This is a genomic window from Streptomyces sp. RLA012, from assembly GCF_056270325.1.
Map to the genome: position 1 here is coordinate 5,248,901 of NZ_JBWDPA010000002.1, position 14,427 is coordinate 5,263,327.

15 protein-coding genes are annotated in these 14,427 nt (G+C 69.8%); 7 read left to right on the forward strand and 8 right to left on the reverse strand.

Annotation, left to right across the window (positions count from 1 at the left end):
- The first annotated feature begins 159 nt into the window (after positions 1-159).
- From nhaA to RV986_RS23890, 4 genes are all read left to right on the forward strand, one after another.
- Positions 160-1,557 (forward strand): Na+/H+ antiporter NhaA, encoded by a 1,398-nt coding sequence (gene nhaA / locus RV986_RS23875; RefSeq protein ID WP_475919351.1) that lies wholly within the window; start codon positions 160-162, stop codon positions 1,555-1,557.
- Between the two features lie 174 nt (positions 1,558-1,731).
- A complete protein-coding gene (locus tag RV986_RS23880) occupies positions 1,732-2,208 on the forward strand; it encodes a phage holin family protein (protein WP_475919352.1) in 477 nt (158 codons plus the stop codon).
- Positions 2,205-3,155, forward strand: coding sequence for an alpha/beta fold hydrolase (locus RV986_RS23885; protein ID WP_475919353.1), 951 nt, complete (start codon positions 2,205-2,207; stop codon positions 3,153-3,155). The genes RV986_RS23880 and RV986_RS23885 overlap by 4 nt, the downstream gene beginning before the upstream one ends.
- 222 nt (positions 3,156-3,377) lie before the next feature.
- Positions 3,378-3,557 carry a hypothetical protein gene (locus RV986_RS23890; protein ID WP_475919354.1) on the forward strand — a complete coding sequence of 60 codons (180 nt, stop codon included), beginning with the start codon at positions 3,378-3,380 and terminating at the stop codon, positions 3,555-3,557.
- 52 nt (positions 3,558-3,609) lie between these two features.
- On the opposite strand, the gene RV986_RS23895 is transcribed toward RV986_RS23890, so the two are convergent.
- From RV986_RS23895 to nth, 3 genes are all read right to left on the reverse strand, one after another.
- Complete coding sequence (locus RV986_RS23895; RefSeq protein ID WP_475919355.1) at positions 3,610-4,809, reverse strand: MarP family serine protease; 1,200 nt, start codon at positions 4,807-4,809, stop codon at positions 3,610-3,612.
- Between the two features lie 114 nt (positions 4,810-4,923).
- On the reverse strand, positions 4,924-5,640 hold the full coding sequence (locus RV986_RS23900; protein ID WP_475924399.1) for an NUDIX hydrolase: 717 nt from the start codon (positions 5,638-5,640) through the stop codon (positions 4,924-4,926).
- Between the two features lie 277 nt (positions 5,641-5,917).
- The gene (gene nth / locus RV986_RS23905) at positions 5,918-6,988 is read right to left on the reverse strand and encodes an endonuclease III (protein ID WP_475919356.1); all 1,071 of its coding nucleotides are present in this window, start codon (positions 6,986-6,988) and stop codon (positions 5,918-5,920) included.
- A 378-nt stretch (positions 6,989-7,366) separates the two neighbouring features.
- Between nth and RV986_RS23910 the strand changes: the two genes are divergently transcribed.
- Positions 7,367-8,041, forward strand: coding sequence for a Crp/Fnr family transcriptional regulator (locus RV986_RS23910; RefSeq protein ID WP_006382668.1), 675 nt, complete (start codon positions 7,367-7,369; stop codon positions 8,039-8,041).
- A 164-nt stretch (positions 8,042-8,205) separates the two neighbouring features.
- On the opposite strand, the gene RV986_RS23915 is transcribed toward RV986_RS23910, so the two are convergent.
- The 4 genes from RV986_RS23915 to RV986_RS23930 all read right to left on the reverse strand — a co-directional run bounded on the left by RV986_RS23915 (position 8,206) and on the right by RV986_RS23930 (position 10,779).
- Positions 8,206-9,036 (reverse strand): MBL fold metallo-hydrolase, encoded by an 831-nt coding sequence (locus tag RV986_RS23915; RefSeq protein WP_475919357.1) that lies wholly within the window; start codon positions 9,034-9,036, stop codon positions 8,206-8,208.
- On the reverse strand, positions 9,033-9,902 hold the full coding sequence (locus tag RV986_RS23920) for an NUDIX hydrolase (protein WP_475919358.1): 870 nt from the start codon (positions 9,900-9,902) through the stop codon (positions 9,033-9,035). Before RV986_RS23920 ends, RV986_RS23915 begins: the two co-directional genes overlap by 4 nt.
- A gap of 248 nt (positions 9,903-10,150) precedes the next feature.
- Positions 10,151-10,621 (reverse strand): RidA family protein, encoded by a 471-nt coding sequence (locus RV986_RS23925; protein WP_475919359.1) that lies wholly within the window; start codon positions 10,619-10,621, stop codon positions 10,151-10,153.
- Complete coding sequence (locus tag RV986_RS23930; protein ID WP_075033571.1) at positions 10,618-10,779, reverse strand: DUF4177 domain-containing protein; 162 nt, start codon at positions 10,777-10,779, stop codon at positions 10,618-10,620. The genes RV986_RS23925 and RV986_RS23930 overlap by 4 nt, the downstream gene beginning before the upstream one ends.
- A gap of 94 nt (positions 10,780-10,873) precedes the next feature.
- On the opposite strand from RV986_RS23930, the gene bagA reads away from it, so the two are divergent.
- Positions 10,874-11,851, forward strand: coding sequence for an ATPase BagA (gene bagA, locus RV986_RS23935; protein WP_475919360.1), 978 nt, complete (start codon positions 10,874-10,876; stop codon positions 11,849-11,851).
- A complete protein-coding gene (bagB, locus tag RV986_RS23940; RefSeq protein WP_475919361.1) occupies positions 11,848-13,389 on the forward strand; it encodes an ATPase BagB in 1,542 nt (513 codons plus the stop codon). Before bagA ends, bagB begins: the two co-directional genes overlap by 4 nt.
- A gap of 213 nt (positions 13,390-13,602) precedes the next feature.
- Here bagB and wblA read toward each other — a convergent pair whose 3' ends face one another.
- Entirely contained in the window at positions 13,603-13,941 is a 339-nt protein-coding gene (gene wblA, locus RV986_RS23945; RefSeq protein ID WP_475924400.1) for a transcriptional regulator WblA, read from the reverse strand.
- Positions 13,942-14,427 lie beyond the last annotated feature (486 nt).

The window sequence follows — 14,427 nt, forward strand, 5'->3', positions numbered from 1 at the left end:
TCCGGGCGGGGCCTCCCCCACCGTAAAGCGACATATGCCGCTGTAATGGCAAGGTAAAGTAGTGAACTCAGGGTGTGCCGGGAAGTCTGGTCGGCCGTGCCGTCAGCGATCCCGTGCAACGGCTGTCAGTGAGCCGTAAACGACCCGGAGGTCCCCGCCGTGGCCGCGCCCAGCACCAACAACCGGAAGCTCCTCGGACGGCTTTCCCTGCCCGAGCGGAACTTCGTCGCGGAGGCGTTGCGGACCGAGACCGTCGGCGGGGTGCTGTTGCTCGTCGCCGCGATCGCCGCGTTGGTTTGGGCCAATACTCCGCTGCGCGAGAGCTACGAGAGCGTGAGCAACTTCCACTTCGGGCCCTCCGCGCTCGGGCTGGACCTCTCCGTTCAGCACTGGGCGGCGGACGGGCTGCTGGCCGTGTTCTTCTTCGTTGCCGGTATCGAGCTGAAGCGAGAACTGGTCGCGGGGGATCTACGGGATCCGAAGGCCGCGCTGCTGCCAGTCGTCGCGGCGGTCTGCGGGATGGCCGTGCCCGCGCTCGTCTACACCCTCACCAATGTGGTCGGCGGCGGCGATCTCGGTGGATGGGCCGTGCCCACCGCCACCGACATCGCCTTCGCGCTCGCCGTACTGGCCGTGATCGGCACATCCCTGCCGTCCGCCCTGCGCGCCTTCCTGCTCACCCTCGCCGTCGTCGACGATCTGTTCGCGATCCTCATCATCGCGGTCTTCTTCACGGACACCATCGACTTCGCCGCCCTCGGCGGGGCCGTTGTCGGGCTCGGCGTGTTCTGGGTGCTGCTGCGCAAGGGCGTACGCGGGTGGTACGTGTATGTGCCGCTCGCGCTCGCCATCTGGGGGCTGACGTACAACAGCGGCGTCCACGCCACCATCTCCGGTGTGGCGATGGGGCTGATGTTGCGCTGCCACCGGGAGGAGGGCGAGCAGCACTCGCCGGGGGAGCATGTCGAGCACCTCGTGCGGCCCCTCTCCGCCGGGCTCGCCGTACCGCTGTTCGCGCTGTTCAGCGCGGGGGTCGTGGTCTCCGGCGGGGCCATCGGGGACGTGTTCACCAGGCCCGAGACGCTCGGTGTCGTGCTCGGGCTCGTCGTCGGGAAAGCGGTCGGTATTTTCGGCGGGACCTGGCTGGCGGCGCGGTTCACCAGGGCCTCGCTCAGCGAGGATCTGGCCTGGCCGGACGTCTTCGCCGTCGCCTCCCTCGCCGGAATCGGCTTCACCGTCTCCCTGCTCATCGGCGAGCTCGCCTTCCAGGGGGACGCGGTACTCACCGACGAGGTCAAGGCCGCCGTACTCACCGGCTCGCTCATCGCCGCCGTACTCGCCACGGCGCTGCTGAAGATACGCAACGCCAAGTACCGTGCGCTGTGCGAGGCGGAGGAGCGCGACGAGGACAGCGACGGCATCCCCGACATCTACGAGCAGGACAACCCGGCGTACCACCTGCGGATGGCCGAGATCCACGAGCGGAAGGCGGCCGAACACCGACGGCTTGCCGAAGTGGCGGGCGGGGCAAGCGAGGAGAACCACGGTCCGGCATGATCTGAGCAGAACCAGACGGGTACGACCAGACGGTATGACCAGACGGTATGACCAGACGGTATGACCAAACAGTACGAACAGACGGTACGAACACCGAAGAAGCCCGGACGTACCGGCACCGGTAGCAGTCAGACCCGTACAGAGCAGACACATGCAGGAGAGAGGGAGTCCGCGATGAGCGCACCCGACGGCAGCCCGGTCGGCGCCGAACGCAGCATCGGCCAGTTGTTCGCCTCGGCGACGACCGAGATGTCCGCGCTGGTGCACGACGAGATCGCGCTGGCGAAGGCGCAGCTCAAGCAGGACGTCAAGCGCGGTGCGATCAGTGGCGGCGCGTTCGCGGCGGCCGGAGCGGTGCTGATCTTCTCCCTTCCGATGCTGAGCTTCGCCCTCGCGTACGGCATCCGGACCTGGAGCCACTGGAATCTCGCGATCTGCTTCGTGCTGTCCTTCGCGGCAAACGTGCTGATCGCCGCCGCGCTCGCGCTGATCGGTCTGGTCTTCGCGAAGAAGGCGAAAAAGGGCAAGGGGCCACAGAAGGTCGCCGCGTCGGTCAAGGAGACGGCCGGGGTCCTGCAGAACGCCAAGCCGCACCCACGGTCCGCCCCGGTAAGTGACGCGGTCGAGGCTGTGGCACGCTCGTCCTCATGACGGACCCCGCCACCCCTTCGGCACAACCCACCTCGGTCGTGCGACTGGACGTCCCCGGCGGGAGAGAAGTGACCCACCGGAACGTCGCCGCCAACGGCGCGCGCTTCCACATCGCCGAGATGGGCGACGGGCCGCTCGTCCTGCTGCTGCACGGATTCCCACAGTTCTGGTGGACCTGGCGCCGGCAGCTGGTGGCACTCGCCGACGCGGGGTTCCGGGCCGTCGCCATGGACCTGCGGGGCGTCGGCGGCAGCGACCGTACGCCGCGCGGTTACGACCCCGCCAACCTCGCGCTCGACATCACCGGGGTCGTACGGTCCCTCGGCGAGCCCGACGCCGCGCTGGTCGGGCACGATCTGGGCGGCTATCTGGCGTGGACGGCGGCCGTGATGCGCCCCAAGCTCGTACGCCGGCTCGCGGTGTCGTCCATGCCGCATCCGCGGCGCTGGCGCTCGGCCATGCTCTCCGACGTCAAGCAGACGGCCGCGGGTTCATACATCTGGGGGTTCCAGCGCCCCTGGATCCCCGAGCGCCAACTCGTCGCCGACGACGGTGCCCTGGTGGGCCGTCTGGTGCGGGACTGGTCCGGGCCTCGGCTGCCGGACGACGAGGCCGTGGAGACGTACCGCCGCGCCATGTGCATCCCGTCGACGGCACACTGCGCGATCGAGCCCTATCGGTGGATGGTCCGTTCGATGGCGCGGCCGGACGGGATCCAGTTCAACCGGCGCATGAAACGCCCCGTCCGGGTGCCGACCCTGCACCTGCACGGCTCGCTCGACCCGGTGATGCGGACGCGGAGTGCGGCCGGATCCGGGGAGTACGTCGAAGCGCCGTACCGCTGGCGGCTGTTCGACGGTCTCGGACACTTCCCCCACGAAGAGGACCCGGTGGCGTTTTCGACCGAATTGGTCAACTGGCTGAAGGATCCCGAGCCTGATCGCTGACGTCGCTGACGTCGATGATGCCGATGATGCCGATGATGCCGGTAGTGCCGATAGTGCTGGCGAGATTGGTGATCCGGTAGTGACTGTCCGAACGCGGCCCGTGGCGTGCTCGTCGAGCTGACGGGAACACCTGTCCTACGAACAGCCAAATGCCTCGCGCATAGGCCAATTGGGGGGCGTTGGCGCGGTTATCGACCTTCGGGCAGGGGCACACGTCGGGGTATGGGCTGGACGCACGACTACAGTGACGCAGCACGCAACCGCCGCTCGGCCACGGGCCTGGGCTCCCATCAGAGGGGCACCCCGCAGTTGCCGGGCACGGACCCCCAAGTGGGGATCCCGCGCATTCTGCGCCGCCGGGCCCGCTGGGTCTCGGTACGGCTGCGTCACCCACGCGGCTGAACCGCACCACCACACCCCGTGACCCTCACCCGTCACCCGTCACCCCGAACCCTCAGAGCGCACAGCTGTCGCTGTCCACCTGCTGGTTGGCCACACGGCCCCTGGAGACGTCCGGCTGGACCTCGTCCGCGGTGAGTGCGTATCCGGTCTCGGGGTCGTCGAGGGACTTCGCGAAGACCACTCCGTACACCTTGCCGTCGGGCGTGAGCAGCGGGCCGCCGGAGTTGCCCTGGCGTACGGTCGCGTAGAGCGAGTAGACGTCGCGGCGCACCGTTTTGCGGTGGTAGATGTCGGGACCGTTGGCCGTGATGCGGCCACGCACGCGTGCCGGTTGGACGTTGTACGCGCCGTTCTGCGGGAAGCCGGCGACGATCGCGCTCTTGCCGCTGGTCGCGTCCTGGGTGGTGAACTGCAGGGCGGGCGCGTCCAGGTTCGGTACGTCGAGTACGGCGATGTCGCGCTCCCAGTCGTACAGGACGACCTTCGCGTCGTATCTCCTGCCCTCGCCGCCGATCTGCACGGTGGGCTCGTCGACCCCGCCGACCACATGCGCGTTGGTCATCACACGGCGGTCGCCGAAGACGAAGCCGCTGCCTTCGAGGACCTTGCCGCAGCTCTCCGCGGTGCCCATCACCTTGACGATGGACTTCTGCGCACGGATGGCGACGGCGCTGCCCGCGAGCGCCGGGTCGGGGGGCTGGACCTCGGTGATGGGCTCGTTGGCGAACGGGCTGAAGACCTGCGGGAAGCCGTTCTGCGCGAGGACCGAGGAGAAGTCGGCGAACCAGGTGTCGGCCTGGGAGGGCAGGGCGCTGGAGACACCGAGCAACACCTTCGAATTGCGGACCTCCTTGCCGAGCGTCGGCAGCGTCGTACCCGCGAGGGCCGAGCCGATCAGCCAGGCGACCAGGAGCATCGCGACGACGTTGACGAGGGCGCCGCCGGTCGCGTCCAGGGCTCGGGCCGGGGACCAGGTGATGTACCGGCGCAGCTTGTTGCCGAGGTGGGTGGTGAGGGCCTGGCCGATGGAGGCGCAGACGATCACGACGACCACCGCGACGACGGCGGCGGTCATGCTCACCTTGGAGTCGTCGGTCGCCCAGCCCCAGATCACGGGAAGTACGTAGACGGCTACCAGACCGCCTCCCAGGAAGCCGATCACCGAGAGGATTCCGACGACGAAGCCCTGGCGGTAGCCCACGATCGCGAACCACACGGCGGCGACCAGCAACAGGATGTCCAGCACGTTCACTGCTTCAAGCCTCGCCTCATCACTTTGCGGTCGCCGTCTGCGGGCCGGAGGGCCGAGGGTCGTCTGAGTTGTCTGGGTTTTCCCCCGGGCAAGAACGGCACGGACGCCACCCTGTCATGCGCGCCAGTCGAGCGGGACCTGCTTGTCGCGGTCCCAGGGCAGCTCCCAGCCCGCATAGTGCAGCAGGCGGTCGATGATCCCCGCGGTGAAGCCCCACACCAAGGCCGATTCGACCAGGAATGCCGGACCTTGGTGGCCGCTGGGGTGCACGGTCGTCGCGCGGTGGGCGGGGTTCGTGAGATCCGCCACGGGAACCGTGAAGACCCGGGCCGTCTCGGCCGGATCGACCACGTCGACCGGGGTCGGCTCGCGCCACCAGCCCAGGACCGGGGTGACCACGAAGCCGCTCACCGGGATGTAGAGCTTCGGCAGCACACCGAAGAGCTGCACGCCGCTCGGGTCAAGGCCGGTCTCCTCCTCGGCCTCGCGCAGCGCGGCCCGCAGCGGTCCGTCGGCCTTCGGATCGCCGTCCTCCGGGTCGAGGGCGCCGCCGGGGAAGGAGGGCTGCCCGGCGTGCGAGCGCAGGGAGCTGGCGCGCTCCATCAGCAGCAGCTCGGGGCCGCGGGCGCCCTCGCCGAACAGGATGAGGACGGCGGACTGCCGCCCCGCGCCGTCCGCCGGCGGCAGGAAGCGGCTCAGCTGGAGCGGCTCCACCGTCTCCACGGCGTGCACGACCGGGTCGAGCCAGGCGGGCAGGCCGTCCTTGGTCACCACCACCGGGCCGCGCTGCGAGCCGTCCGTGCCGGGCCGCGCTCCGTGCGGGTGGTGCATGCCGGGACCGTCTTGCCTGTCGTGTCTGTCGTGCGCATTGTGCGTGCTGTGCGCGTTATGGGTGTCATGGGTGCTGTACGTGTTGTGCGCGGCAGGCTCGTCGTGCCTGCCGTGCCCGCCCTGCCCGCCGTCCGTGTCGTCCGTGCCGTGTGTGTCGTCCGTGCCGTGCGTGTCATCCGTGCCGGGCTCGTCGTGCCTGCTGTGCGTATTGCTCGCGCGCGTCATCGCCACCCCCGTTCTGCTCTCCCCAACGCCGGCCGGTGCCGTGTTCGTTCCGTCATCCGGCACCCAGTGGGGGTGCCGGGATGCCGCCCGCGTCCAGGTAGGACTGCGGAGGGTTGAGGCGCTGGCCCGGGAAGCCGCCCTTCTCGTACTTCAGGAGCTTCCGCGCCTTCTCCGGGTCCGTCTCGCCCTCCCCGTACGCCGGGCAGAGCGGGGCGATGGGGCAGGCGCCGCACGCGGGCTTACGGGCGTGGCAGATACGCCGGCCATGGAAGATCACGTGGTGGGAGAGCATCGTCCACTCACTCTTCGGGAAGAGCGCGCCGACGGCCGCCTCGATCTTGTCGGGCTCGGTCTCGTCGGTCCACTGCCAGCGGCGGACGAGGCGCTGGAAGTGGGTGTCCACGGTGATGCCGGGGCGCCCGAAGGCGTTGCCGAGCACCACGAACGCCGTCTTGCGGCCCACACCGGGGAGCTTGACGAGGTCTTCGAGGCGGCCGGGGACCTCGCCCCCGAAGTCCTCCGCCAGGGCCTTGGAGAGCCCTATCACCGACTTGGTCTTGGCCCGGAAGAACCCGGTCGGCCGCAGGATCTCCTCGACCTCCTCCGGGTTCGCCGCGGCGAGGTCCTCCGGGGTGGGGTACTTGGCGAAGAGTGCCGGGGTCGTCTGGTTCACCCGCAGGTCGGTCGTCTGGGCCGAGAGGACCGTGGCGACCACCAGTTGGAAGGGGTTCTCGAAGTCCAGCTCCGGGTGTGCGTACGGGTACACCTCGGCGAGCTCGCGGTTGATACGGCGGGCTCGGCGGACAAGAGCGGCACGGGACTCGGCGGTCGCCTTCTTGGGGCCGGCTTCGACGGGCGCCGACTTCTTCGCGGCGGCTTTGGCGGATGCCGACTTCTCCGTGGCGGCTTTGGCAGGCGCCGACTTCTTGGCGACAGCCTTCGCGGGCACCGCCCGCTCCGCAGCGGACTTCGCCGGAGACACCTTCTCGGCAGGCGTCTCGGCGGAAGTCTCGGCGGGAGTCTTTGCAGGCATCTTGGCGGCCGCCGTCTTCTTGGACGTGGTCGTCGCCTTTTTGATCGTGGTCATCGCCTTCTTGGTCGCGGCTGTCGTCTTCCCCGTCATGCCTGTCGCCTTTTTGGCGGCCTTCTTTGCCGTCGCCTTCTCCGGCGCCGACTTTGTCGCTTTTGTCGTTTTCCTACTTTCGCCAGAGCCCTGTTCGCCCACAGCGGAATCGCGACGTACAACCACCCGCCCAGCCCCCTTGGCCTGTGCTCTCACCGGCGATTTGGACACCCGGCCAGCCTAAAGCCCAGCACCGACATCCGCCCCGGACCCAGAAGATCAGCCCCCAATTGGCCCCCTGCCGCACTGCCCGGCACGCCGGTGCGGCAGACTTGTGACTGATCACACTGTTTGGACCGTCCAGCAAGATGGGGAACACGGTCCCCTGGTATCACGGGGGAGCAAGATCCCCTGAGCAGGTCGACAAGGAGAGAACTCGTGGACGACGTTCTGCGGCGCGCCCCGCTCTTCGCGGCGCTCGATGACGAGCAGGCCGCGGAGCTCCGCGCCTCCATGAGTGAGGTGACCCTCGCACGAGGCGACGCTCTCTTCCACGAGGGCGACCCCGGTGACCGCCTCTACGTGGTCACCGAGGGCAAGGTGAAGCTCCACCGCACCTCCCCCGACGGCCGCGAGAACATGCTGGCCGTCCTGGGCCCCGGTGAGCTCATCGGCGAGCTGTCGCTGTTCGACCCGGGCCCGCGCACGGCGACCGCCACCGCGCTGACCGAGGTCAAGCTGCTCGGCCTCGGCCACGGCGACCTCCAGCCCTGGCTGAACGCGCGCCCCGAGGTGGCCGCCGCCCTGCTGCGCGCCGTCGCCCGGCGGCTGCGCAAGACCAACGACCAGATGTCCGACCTGGTTTTCTCGGACGTGCCCGGCCGGGTGGCCCGCGCACTCCTGGACCTCTCCCGCCGCTTCGGCGTGCAGTCCGAGGAGGGCATCCACGTCGTACACGACCTGACGCAGGAGGAGCTGGCCCAGCTGGTCGGCGCGTCCCGCGAGACGGTCAACAAGGCGCTCGCCGACTTCGCGGGCCGCGGCTGGCTCCGCCTGGAGGCCCGCGCGGTGATCCTGCTGGACGTGGAGCGCCTCGCGAAACGCTCGCGCTAGCCCCGTTGGCCGCGCCGAACCGAACCGCGCACGCGGAACCGCACACCGAACCGCGCGCCGACCGGCAACGCACCTGAAGGGCCCTGCTCCACAGCGGGGCCCTTCTCGCATTTCGCGCGCGGGCACGGCGTCAAAGCATCGCGCTCCCGGGGGCCCTGGCAGCGCTAGATGAGGCCGTGTTCCCGGAGGTAGTCCATCTGCGCCCGCACCGAGAGCTCCGCCGCGGGCCACAGCGAACGGTCCACGTCCGCGTACACGTGCGCGACGACCTGGGTGGGCGACCCGTAGCCGTTCTCGACCGCCGTCTCGACCTGGGCGAGGCGGTGAGCGCGGTGGGCGAGATAGAACTCGACGGCGCCCTGGGCGTCCTCCAGGACGGGCCCGTGCCCCGGCAGCACGGTGTGCACGCCGTCGTCCACGGTGAGGGACCTGAGCCGCCGCAGCGAGTCGAGATAGTCCCCCAGGCGGCCGTCTGGGTGGGCCACGACGGTCGTACCGCGGCCGAGGATGGTGTCACCCGTCAGGACGGCCCGATCGGCCGGGAGATGGAAGCACAGCGAGTCGGCGGTGTGACCGGGGGTGGGTACGACGCGCAGTTCGAGTCCGCCGACGGTGACGACGTCCCCGTGCGCCAGCCCCTCGTCGCCGAGCCGCAGCGCCGGATCCAGCGCCCGCACCTTCGTGCCCGTCAGCTCCGCGAACCGAGCGGCGCCCTCGGCATGGTCGGGATGCCCGTGCGTCAGCAGGGTCAGCGCCACCCGCTTCCCCGCCTTCTCGGCCGTGTCCACGACATTGCGCAGATGTACGTCGTCCAGGGGCCCGGGATCGATCACGACGGCGAGCTCGGAGTCCGGCTCGGAGACGATCCAGGTGTTGGTGCCGTCCAGGGTCATCGCGGACGCGTTGGGGGCGAGCACGTTGACGGCTCGCTGGGTGGCGGGGCCGGTAAGGACCGCGCCTCGCGGCTGGCCGGGGAGGGCGGCGGCGTCGGTCATGCGGGGGCTCCACCGGTCGGGATGCGCTTGGTGAACTCGTCGTGTCCGGGCCAGGCCAGGACGACTTCGCCGTTCTCCAGGCGGGCCTTGGCCAGGACGGGGGTCAGATCGCGGGCGGGCGCGGCGGCGAGGACGTCGGCGGCGCTGTCGTACGGGATGAGCTGGCGCAGGGTCGCGACGGTGGGCGGCATCATCAGGAGCTCGCCCTTGTCGTAGCCGTCCGCCGCGTCCGCGGGGCGTATCCAGACCGTGCGGTCGGCCTCGGTGGAGGCGTTGCGGGTGCGCTGGCCCTCCGGGAGAGCGGCCACGAAGAACCAGGTGTCGTAGCGGCGGGTTTCGAACTCCGGGGTGATCCAGCGGGTCCAGACGCCCAGGAGGTCGGACCTGAGCACGAGACCCCTGCGGTCGAGGAACTCGGCGAAGGAGAGGTCGCGGGCGACCAGGGCCGCGCGGTCCGCCTCCCAGTCGTCGCCGGTGGTGTCGCCGACCACGGATTCCGGGGTGGGGCCGGCCAGCAGGACGCCGGCCTCCTCGTACGTCTCCCGGACCGCCGCGCAGACGACGGCCTGGGCGGACGTCTCGTCGGTGCCGAGCCTTTTCGCCCACCACGCGCGCGTGGGGCCCGCCCAGCGGATCTGGTGTTCGTCGTCGCGGGGGTCGACGCCGCCGCCCGGGTACGCGTACGCGCCTCCGGCGAAGGCCATGGAGGCGCGTCTGCGCAGCATGTGCACCACGGGGGTGGTGTCGGTGTCCTTGAGCAGCATGACGGTGGCCGCGCGCTTGGGGGGTACCGGGGTCAGCGTGCCCTCGGCGAGCGCGCGGATCCGCTCGGGCCACTCCGGTGGGTACCACTGCCCATTCGCCATGGCCGGAGGCTATCCCGAGCCGGGCGAATGTTCGAGGGGCCCAAGGGGAACCCCAGGCCGGGGGTGGGGACCTGGTTTTCTCGCCCCCCGCCGCCCCTGCCCTCCCGGGTGCGGGTGGGTGGGGGCTGGCCGCGCAGTTTCCCGCGCCCCTCAAGGGCGCTGGCGCGAAGGGCGCCGGCGCACATCTTTCAGCCAGTCCGACGGCTGAGGACGAGGCCGGAAGCCGCACCCCACCCACCCCCGACCGGCTACACCCCTGTCAGCTCCACCTGGATCTCGACCTCGACCGGGGCGTCCAGCGGGAGGACGGCCACACCGACGGCACTGCGCGCGTGCACGCCCTTGTCACCGAGGACCGCGCCCAGGAGTTCGCTCGCGCCGTTCAGAACGCCCGGCTGGCCGGTGAAGTCCGAGGCCGAGGCAACGAAGCCGACGACCTTCACCACGCGCGCGATGCGGTCGAGGTCACCCGCGACGGACTTGACCGCGGCGAGCGCGTTCAGGGCACAGGTACGGGCCAGGTCCTTGGCCTCCTCGGCGGTGACCTCCGCACCGACCTTGCCGGTGACCGGGAGCTTGCCGTCCACCATGGGCAGCTGGCCGGCCGTGTAGACGTACACACCGGACTGCACGGCGGGCTGGTACGCGGCCAGCGGCGGAACGACGTCCGGCAGCGCCAGGCCGAGCTCCGCGAGCTTCGCCTCGACGGCGCCGCTCATGCCGACTTCTCGCGCTTCAGGTAGGCCACCAGCTGCTCGGGGTTGTTCGGCCCGGGCACCACCTGCACGAGCTCCCAGCCGTCCTCGCCCCAGGTGTCCAGAATCTGCTTCGTGGCATGGACGAGCAGCGGCACGGTTGCGTATTCCCACTTGGTCATGCGGCCGACTGTAGTCGTTGCCGCGGGGGCCTCGCGCACACCTTGTCCACAGCCTCCTGCGTAGTCCGGCGGCGGACTGGTTAGGCTCGAAGACGTGAGCAGGCTCCAGGTCGTCAGCGGCAAGGGCGGTACCGGCAAGACCACGGTAGCCGCAGCCCTCGCGCTCGCCCTCGCAACCGAGGGGAAGCGCACCCTCCTCGTCGAGGTCGAGGGCAGGCAGGGCATCGCGCAGCTCTTCGAGACAGAAGCGCTGCCCTACGAGGAGCGGAAGATCGCCGTCGCTCCGGGGGGCGGGGAGGTGTACGCCCTCGCCATCGACCCCGAACTGGCGCTTCTGGACTACCTCCAGATGTTCTACAAACTGGGCGGCGCCGGCCGGGCCCTGAAGAAGCTCGGAGCCATCGACTTCGCGACCACCATCGCACCCGGCGTCAGGGACGTGCTCCTCACGGGCAAGGCGTGTGAGGCCGTACGCAGGAAGGACAAGAGCGGGCAGTTCGCGTACGACTACGTCGTCATGGACGCGCCACCCACGGGCCGGATCACGCGTTTCCTGAACGTCAACAAGGAAGTCGCGGGGCTCGCCAAGATCGGCCCGATACACAATCAGGCACAGGCCGTGATGCGCGTCCTGAAGTCGCCGGAGACGGCCGTGCACTTGGTGACGCTGCTGGAGGAGATGCCCGTCCAGGAGACCGCGGACGGCATCGCCGAGCTGCGGGCCGCCAAGCTGCCGGTGGGCCGGATCATCGTGAACATGGTGCGGCCCGCGCTCCTGGACGACGCCGACCTGGAGTTCACCGGCGCCGTCGCGCGCAGCGCCGTCGCCAAGTCGCTCTCGGCGGCCGGGCTCGGCGGCGCCCGTCGCGGCGGGAACGCCGAGCGGCTCGTCGGGCCCCTCCTGGAGCAGGCCGAGGAGTACGCCGAGCGGCACACCCTGGAGCGCGAGCAGCGGGCCGTCCTCACGGAGCAGGGCCTGCCGCTGCACGAACTCTCCCTGCTCGCCGAGGGAATGGACCTGGCGGGCCTGTACGAGCTCGCCGCGGAACTGCGTACCCAAGGGATCTCATGAGTCTGGACCCGGCCCGCGTACTCGACGTCGACCCGCTGCTCGACGACCCCGGCACCCGCATCGTGGTGTGCTGCGGCTCGGGCGGCGTCGGCAAGACGACCACGGCGGCGGCCCTGGGGCTGCGCGCGGCCGAGCGGGGCCGCAAGGTGGTCGTCCTCACCATCGACCCGGCGCGCCGGCTCGCCCAGTCGATGGGCATCGACTCCCTCGACAACGTCCCGCGCCGTGTGAAGGGCATCGACGACTCCGCGGGCGGCGAGCTGCACGCCATGATGCTCGACATGAAGCGCACCTTCGACGAGATCGTCGAGGCGCACGCGGACGGCGAGCGGGCCGCCGTGATCCTGAACAACCCCTTCTACCAGTCGCTTTCGGCGGGCTTCGCGGGCACGCAGGAGTACATGGCGATGGAGAAGCTGGGGCAGCTGCGGGCCCGGGACGAATGGGACCTGATCGTCGTCGACACGCCGCCGTCCCGCTCGGCCCTCGACTTCCTGGACGCGCCGAAGCGGCTCGGGTCCTTCCTCGACGGACGGCTGATCCGGCTGCTGACGGCCCCGGCGAAGCTGGGCGGGCGCGCGGGGATGAAGTTCCTGAACGTCGGGATGTCGATGATGACCGGCACCCTGGGGAAGCTGCTCGGAGGGCAGCTCCTCAAGGACGTCCAGACGTTCGTGGCGGCGATGGACACGACGTTCGGAGGCTTCCGTACGCGCGCGGACGCCACGTACAAGCTGCTCCAGGCACCCGGGACGTCGTTCCTGGTGGTGGCGGCACCGGAGCGGGACGCGCTGCGCGAGGCCGCCTACTTCGTGGAGCGGCTGGCCGCCGAGGACATGCCGTTCGCCGGTCTGGTGCTCAACCGGGTGCATGCCAGCGCCGCCGCCCAGCTGTCCGCCGAGCGTGCGCTCGCGGCGGCGGAGAATCTCGACCTCGCGGCCACCGAGGCTTCCGAGACTTCGGAGACTTCGGACTTCGCGGCCGTGGTGACTTCGGAGAATCTCGACGCCGCCGGCCCGGAGACGCTCGACGCCACGGCCGCCGACGATCTTGAGTCCGGCCCTGCGGAAGATCTTGATTCCGTGGCTGCAGAAAATCTTTACGACGCCCGCATTGTGGATCAGGAGGACGGGAAAGCTGGACTTCGTAACTCTCCCGACACGTACGGCAGTTCAGAATCTCCCGCTTCCGAGACACCAGCTCCCGACGGCTCGCACGGTTCGAACAGTTCGAATGGTTCCGATGTAGGCTCCCCCGCCGCCACGGACAGAACCTCCGACACGGACAGTACCGACGCACCGTACGCGCACCGGACCGTCGAACAACTCACCGCAGGCCTGCTGAGGCTGCACGCCGAGCGCATGCAGCTGCTCTCCCGTGAGCAGCGCACGCGTGACCGCTTCGCCGCGCTCCACCCGGAGGTGGCGGTTGCCGAAGTGGCCGCGCTGCCCGGCGACGTACACGACCTCGCGGGACTGCGGGACATCGGAGACCGGCTCGCGGCCAATCGGCCGGAGCTGCCCGAAACCGGCGCCTGAGCGGCACCGCCTGCGGGGCCCGCGGTCGGGCCCGAGGTTGTCGCGGGCTTGAGATGGACCCCGAGGTTGGTCCTGAGCGGTCACGTGAGCCGTCGTAGGCCGTCCTGGGCACGGAGACGCACCGAGGTGGTCCCGAACCCCGAGGGGCACCCTCATGGCCTGCCGCTTACGGCCTACCACTCATGCCACTCATGGCCTACCGAAGGGACAACCTCAGCTCACCGCCGCGTAGCGCTCGTACACCTCTTCCTCGTCGAGGGGCAGCAGGCCCGCACCGCGCTCGTACTCCGTACGCGCGGTCTCCAGCAGGCGACGCCACGAGGTGACGGTGGGACGCCTGCGCAGCAATGCGCGACGCTCCCGCTCCGTCATGCCACCCCACACGCCGAATTCGACGCGATTGTCGAGCGCATCGGCGAGGCACTCCGTGCGCACCGGACATCCGGTGCACACTGCCTTCGCCCTGTTCTGCGCTGCTCCTTGAACGAACAGTTCATCCGGATCGGTAGTGCGGCAGGCCGCCTGCGCACTCCAGTCGGTTACCCAGCCCATACCGGCGCCGTCCTCTCCCGAATCGAGGCTCCCCCACGGCGGCAGCGGCATATTCACCGCCGCCAGTTGAGGACGTTACGGAAGGCAGGCACAGCGCAACACCCCCTTCGGGCCCAATCTTGAATGGCCCGAACGGACTATGGGTAAGCGGCAGATCACCCGGGGGAGTGAGCCACGGACATACGTGATTACCCCGGCAAACCGGGACAGTTCAGTTGAGTCACAACGGACGCCTGGTGACGCATGAGGCTGATTCGGACACGATCTCCCCAAAAAAATTGGGGAACTTCCGGAACGATTCGGGGTCGCTGGACGTATTGATACGTGGCCGCACTGCTGTGACAGTTGGGAGCAGCTTAGGCCAAGGCATATACGCGTGTCCGGCGAATGAGAACGTACGCGCCTCACGTTGCTGTGCCATGCCATGCCATGCCGACTGCGCCGTACCGACTGTGCCGAGTCGGCCGTGGCGCGCCGCCGGGCGGG

What these genes read in the sequence shown, in the direction of transcription:
- RV986_RS23885 (WP_475919353.1), top strand. Translation starts at nt 2,205, where the DNA reads ATGACGGACCCCGCCACCCCTTCGGCACAACCCACCTCGGTCGTGCGA.
- RV986_RS23880 (WP_475919352.1), top strand. Translation starts at nt 1,732, where the DNA reads ATGAGCGCACCCGACGGCAGCCCGGTCGGCGCCGAACGCAGCATCGGC.
- RV986_RS23900 (WP_475924399.1), bottom strand. Translation starts at nt 5,640, where the DNA reads ATGCACCACCCGCACGGAGCGCGGCCCGGCACGGACGGCTCGCAGCGC.
- RV986_RS23920 (WP_475919358.1), bottom strand. Translation starts at nt 9,902, where the DNA reads ATGGCGAATGGGCAGTGGTACCCACCGGAGTGGCCCGAGCGGATCCGC.
- RV986_RS23890 (WP_475919354.1), top strand. Translation starts at nt 3,378, where the DNA reads ATGGGCTGGACGCACGACTACAGTGACGCAGCACGCAACCGCCGCTCG.
- nth (WP_475919356.1), bottom strand. Translation starts at nt 6,988, where the DNA reads ATGACGGGGAAGACGACAGCCGCGACCAAGAAGGCGATGACCACGATC.
- RV986_RS23915 (WP_475919357.1), bottom strand. Translation starts at nt 9,036, where the DNA reads ATGACCGACGCCGCCGCCCTCCCCGGCCAGCCGCGAGGCGCGGTCCTT.
- bagB (WP_475919361.1), top strand. Translation starts at nt 11,848, where the DNA reads ATGAGTCTGGACCCGGCCCGCGTACTCGACGTCGACCCGCTGCTCGAC.
- wblA (WP_475924400.1), bottom strand. Translation starts at nt 13,941, where the DNA reads ATGGGCTGGGTAACCGACTGGAGTGCGCAGGCGGCCTGCCGCACTACC.
- RV986_RS23930 (WP_075033571.1), bottom strand. Translation starts at nt 10,779, where the DNA reads ATGACCAAGTGGGAATACGCAACCGTGCCGCTGCTCGTCCATGCCACG.
- RV986_RS23925 (WP_475919359.1), bottom strand. Translation starts at nt 10,621, where the DNA reads ATGAGCGGCGCCGTCGAGGCGAAGCTCGCGGAGCTCGGCCTGGCGCTG.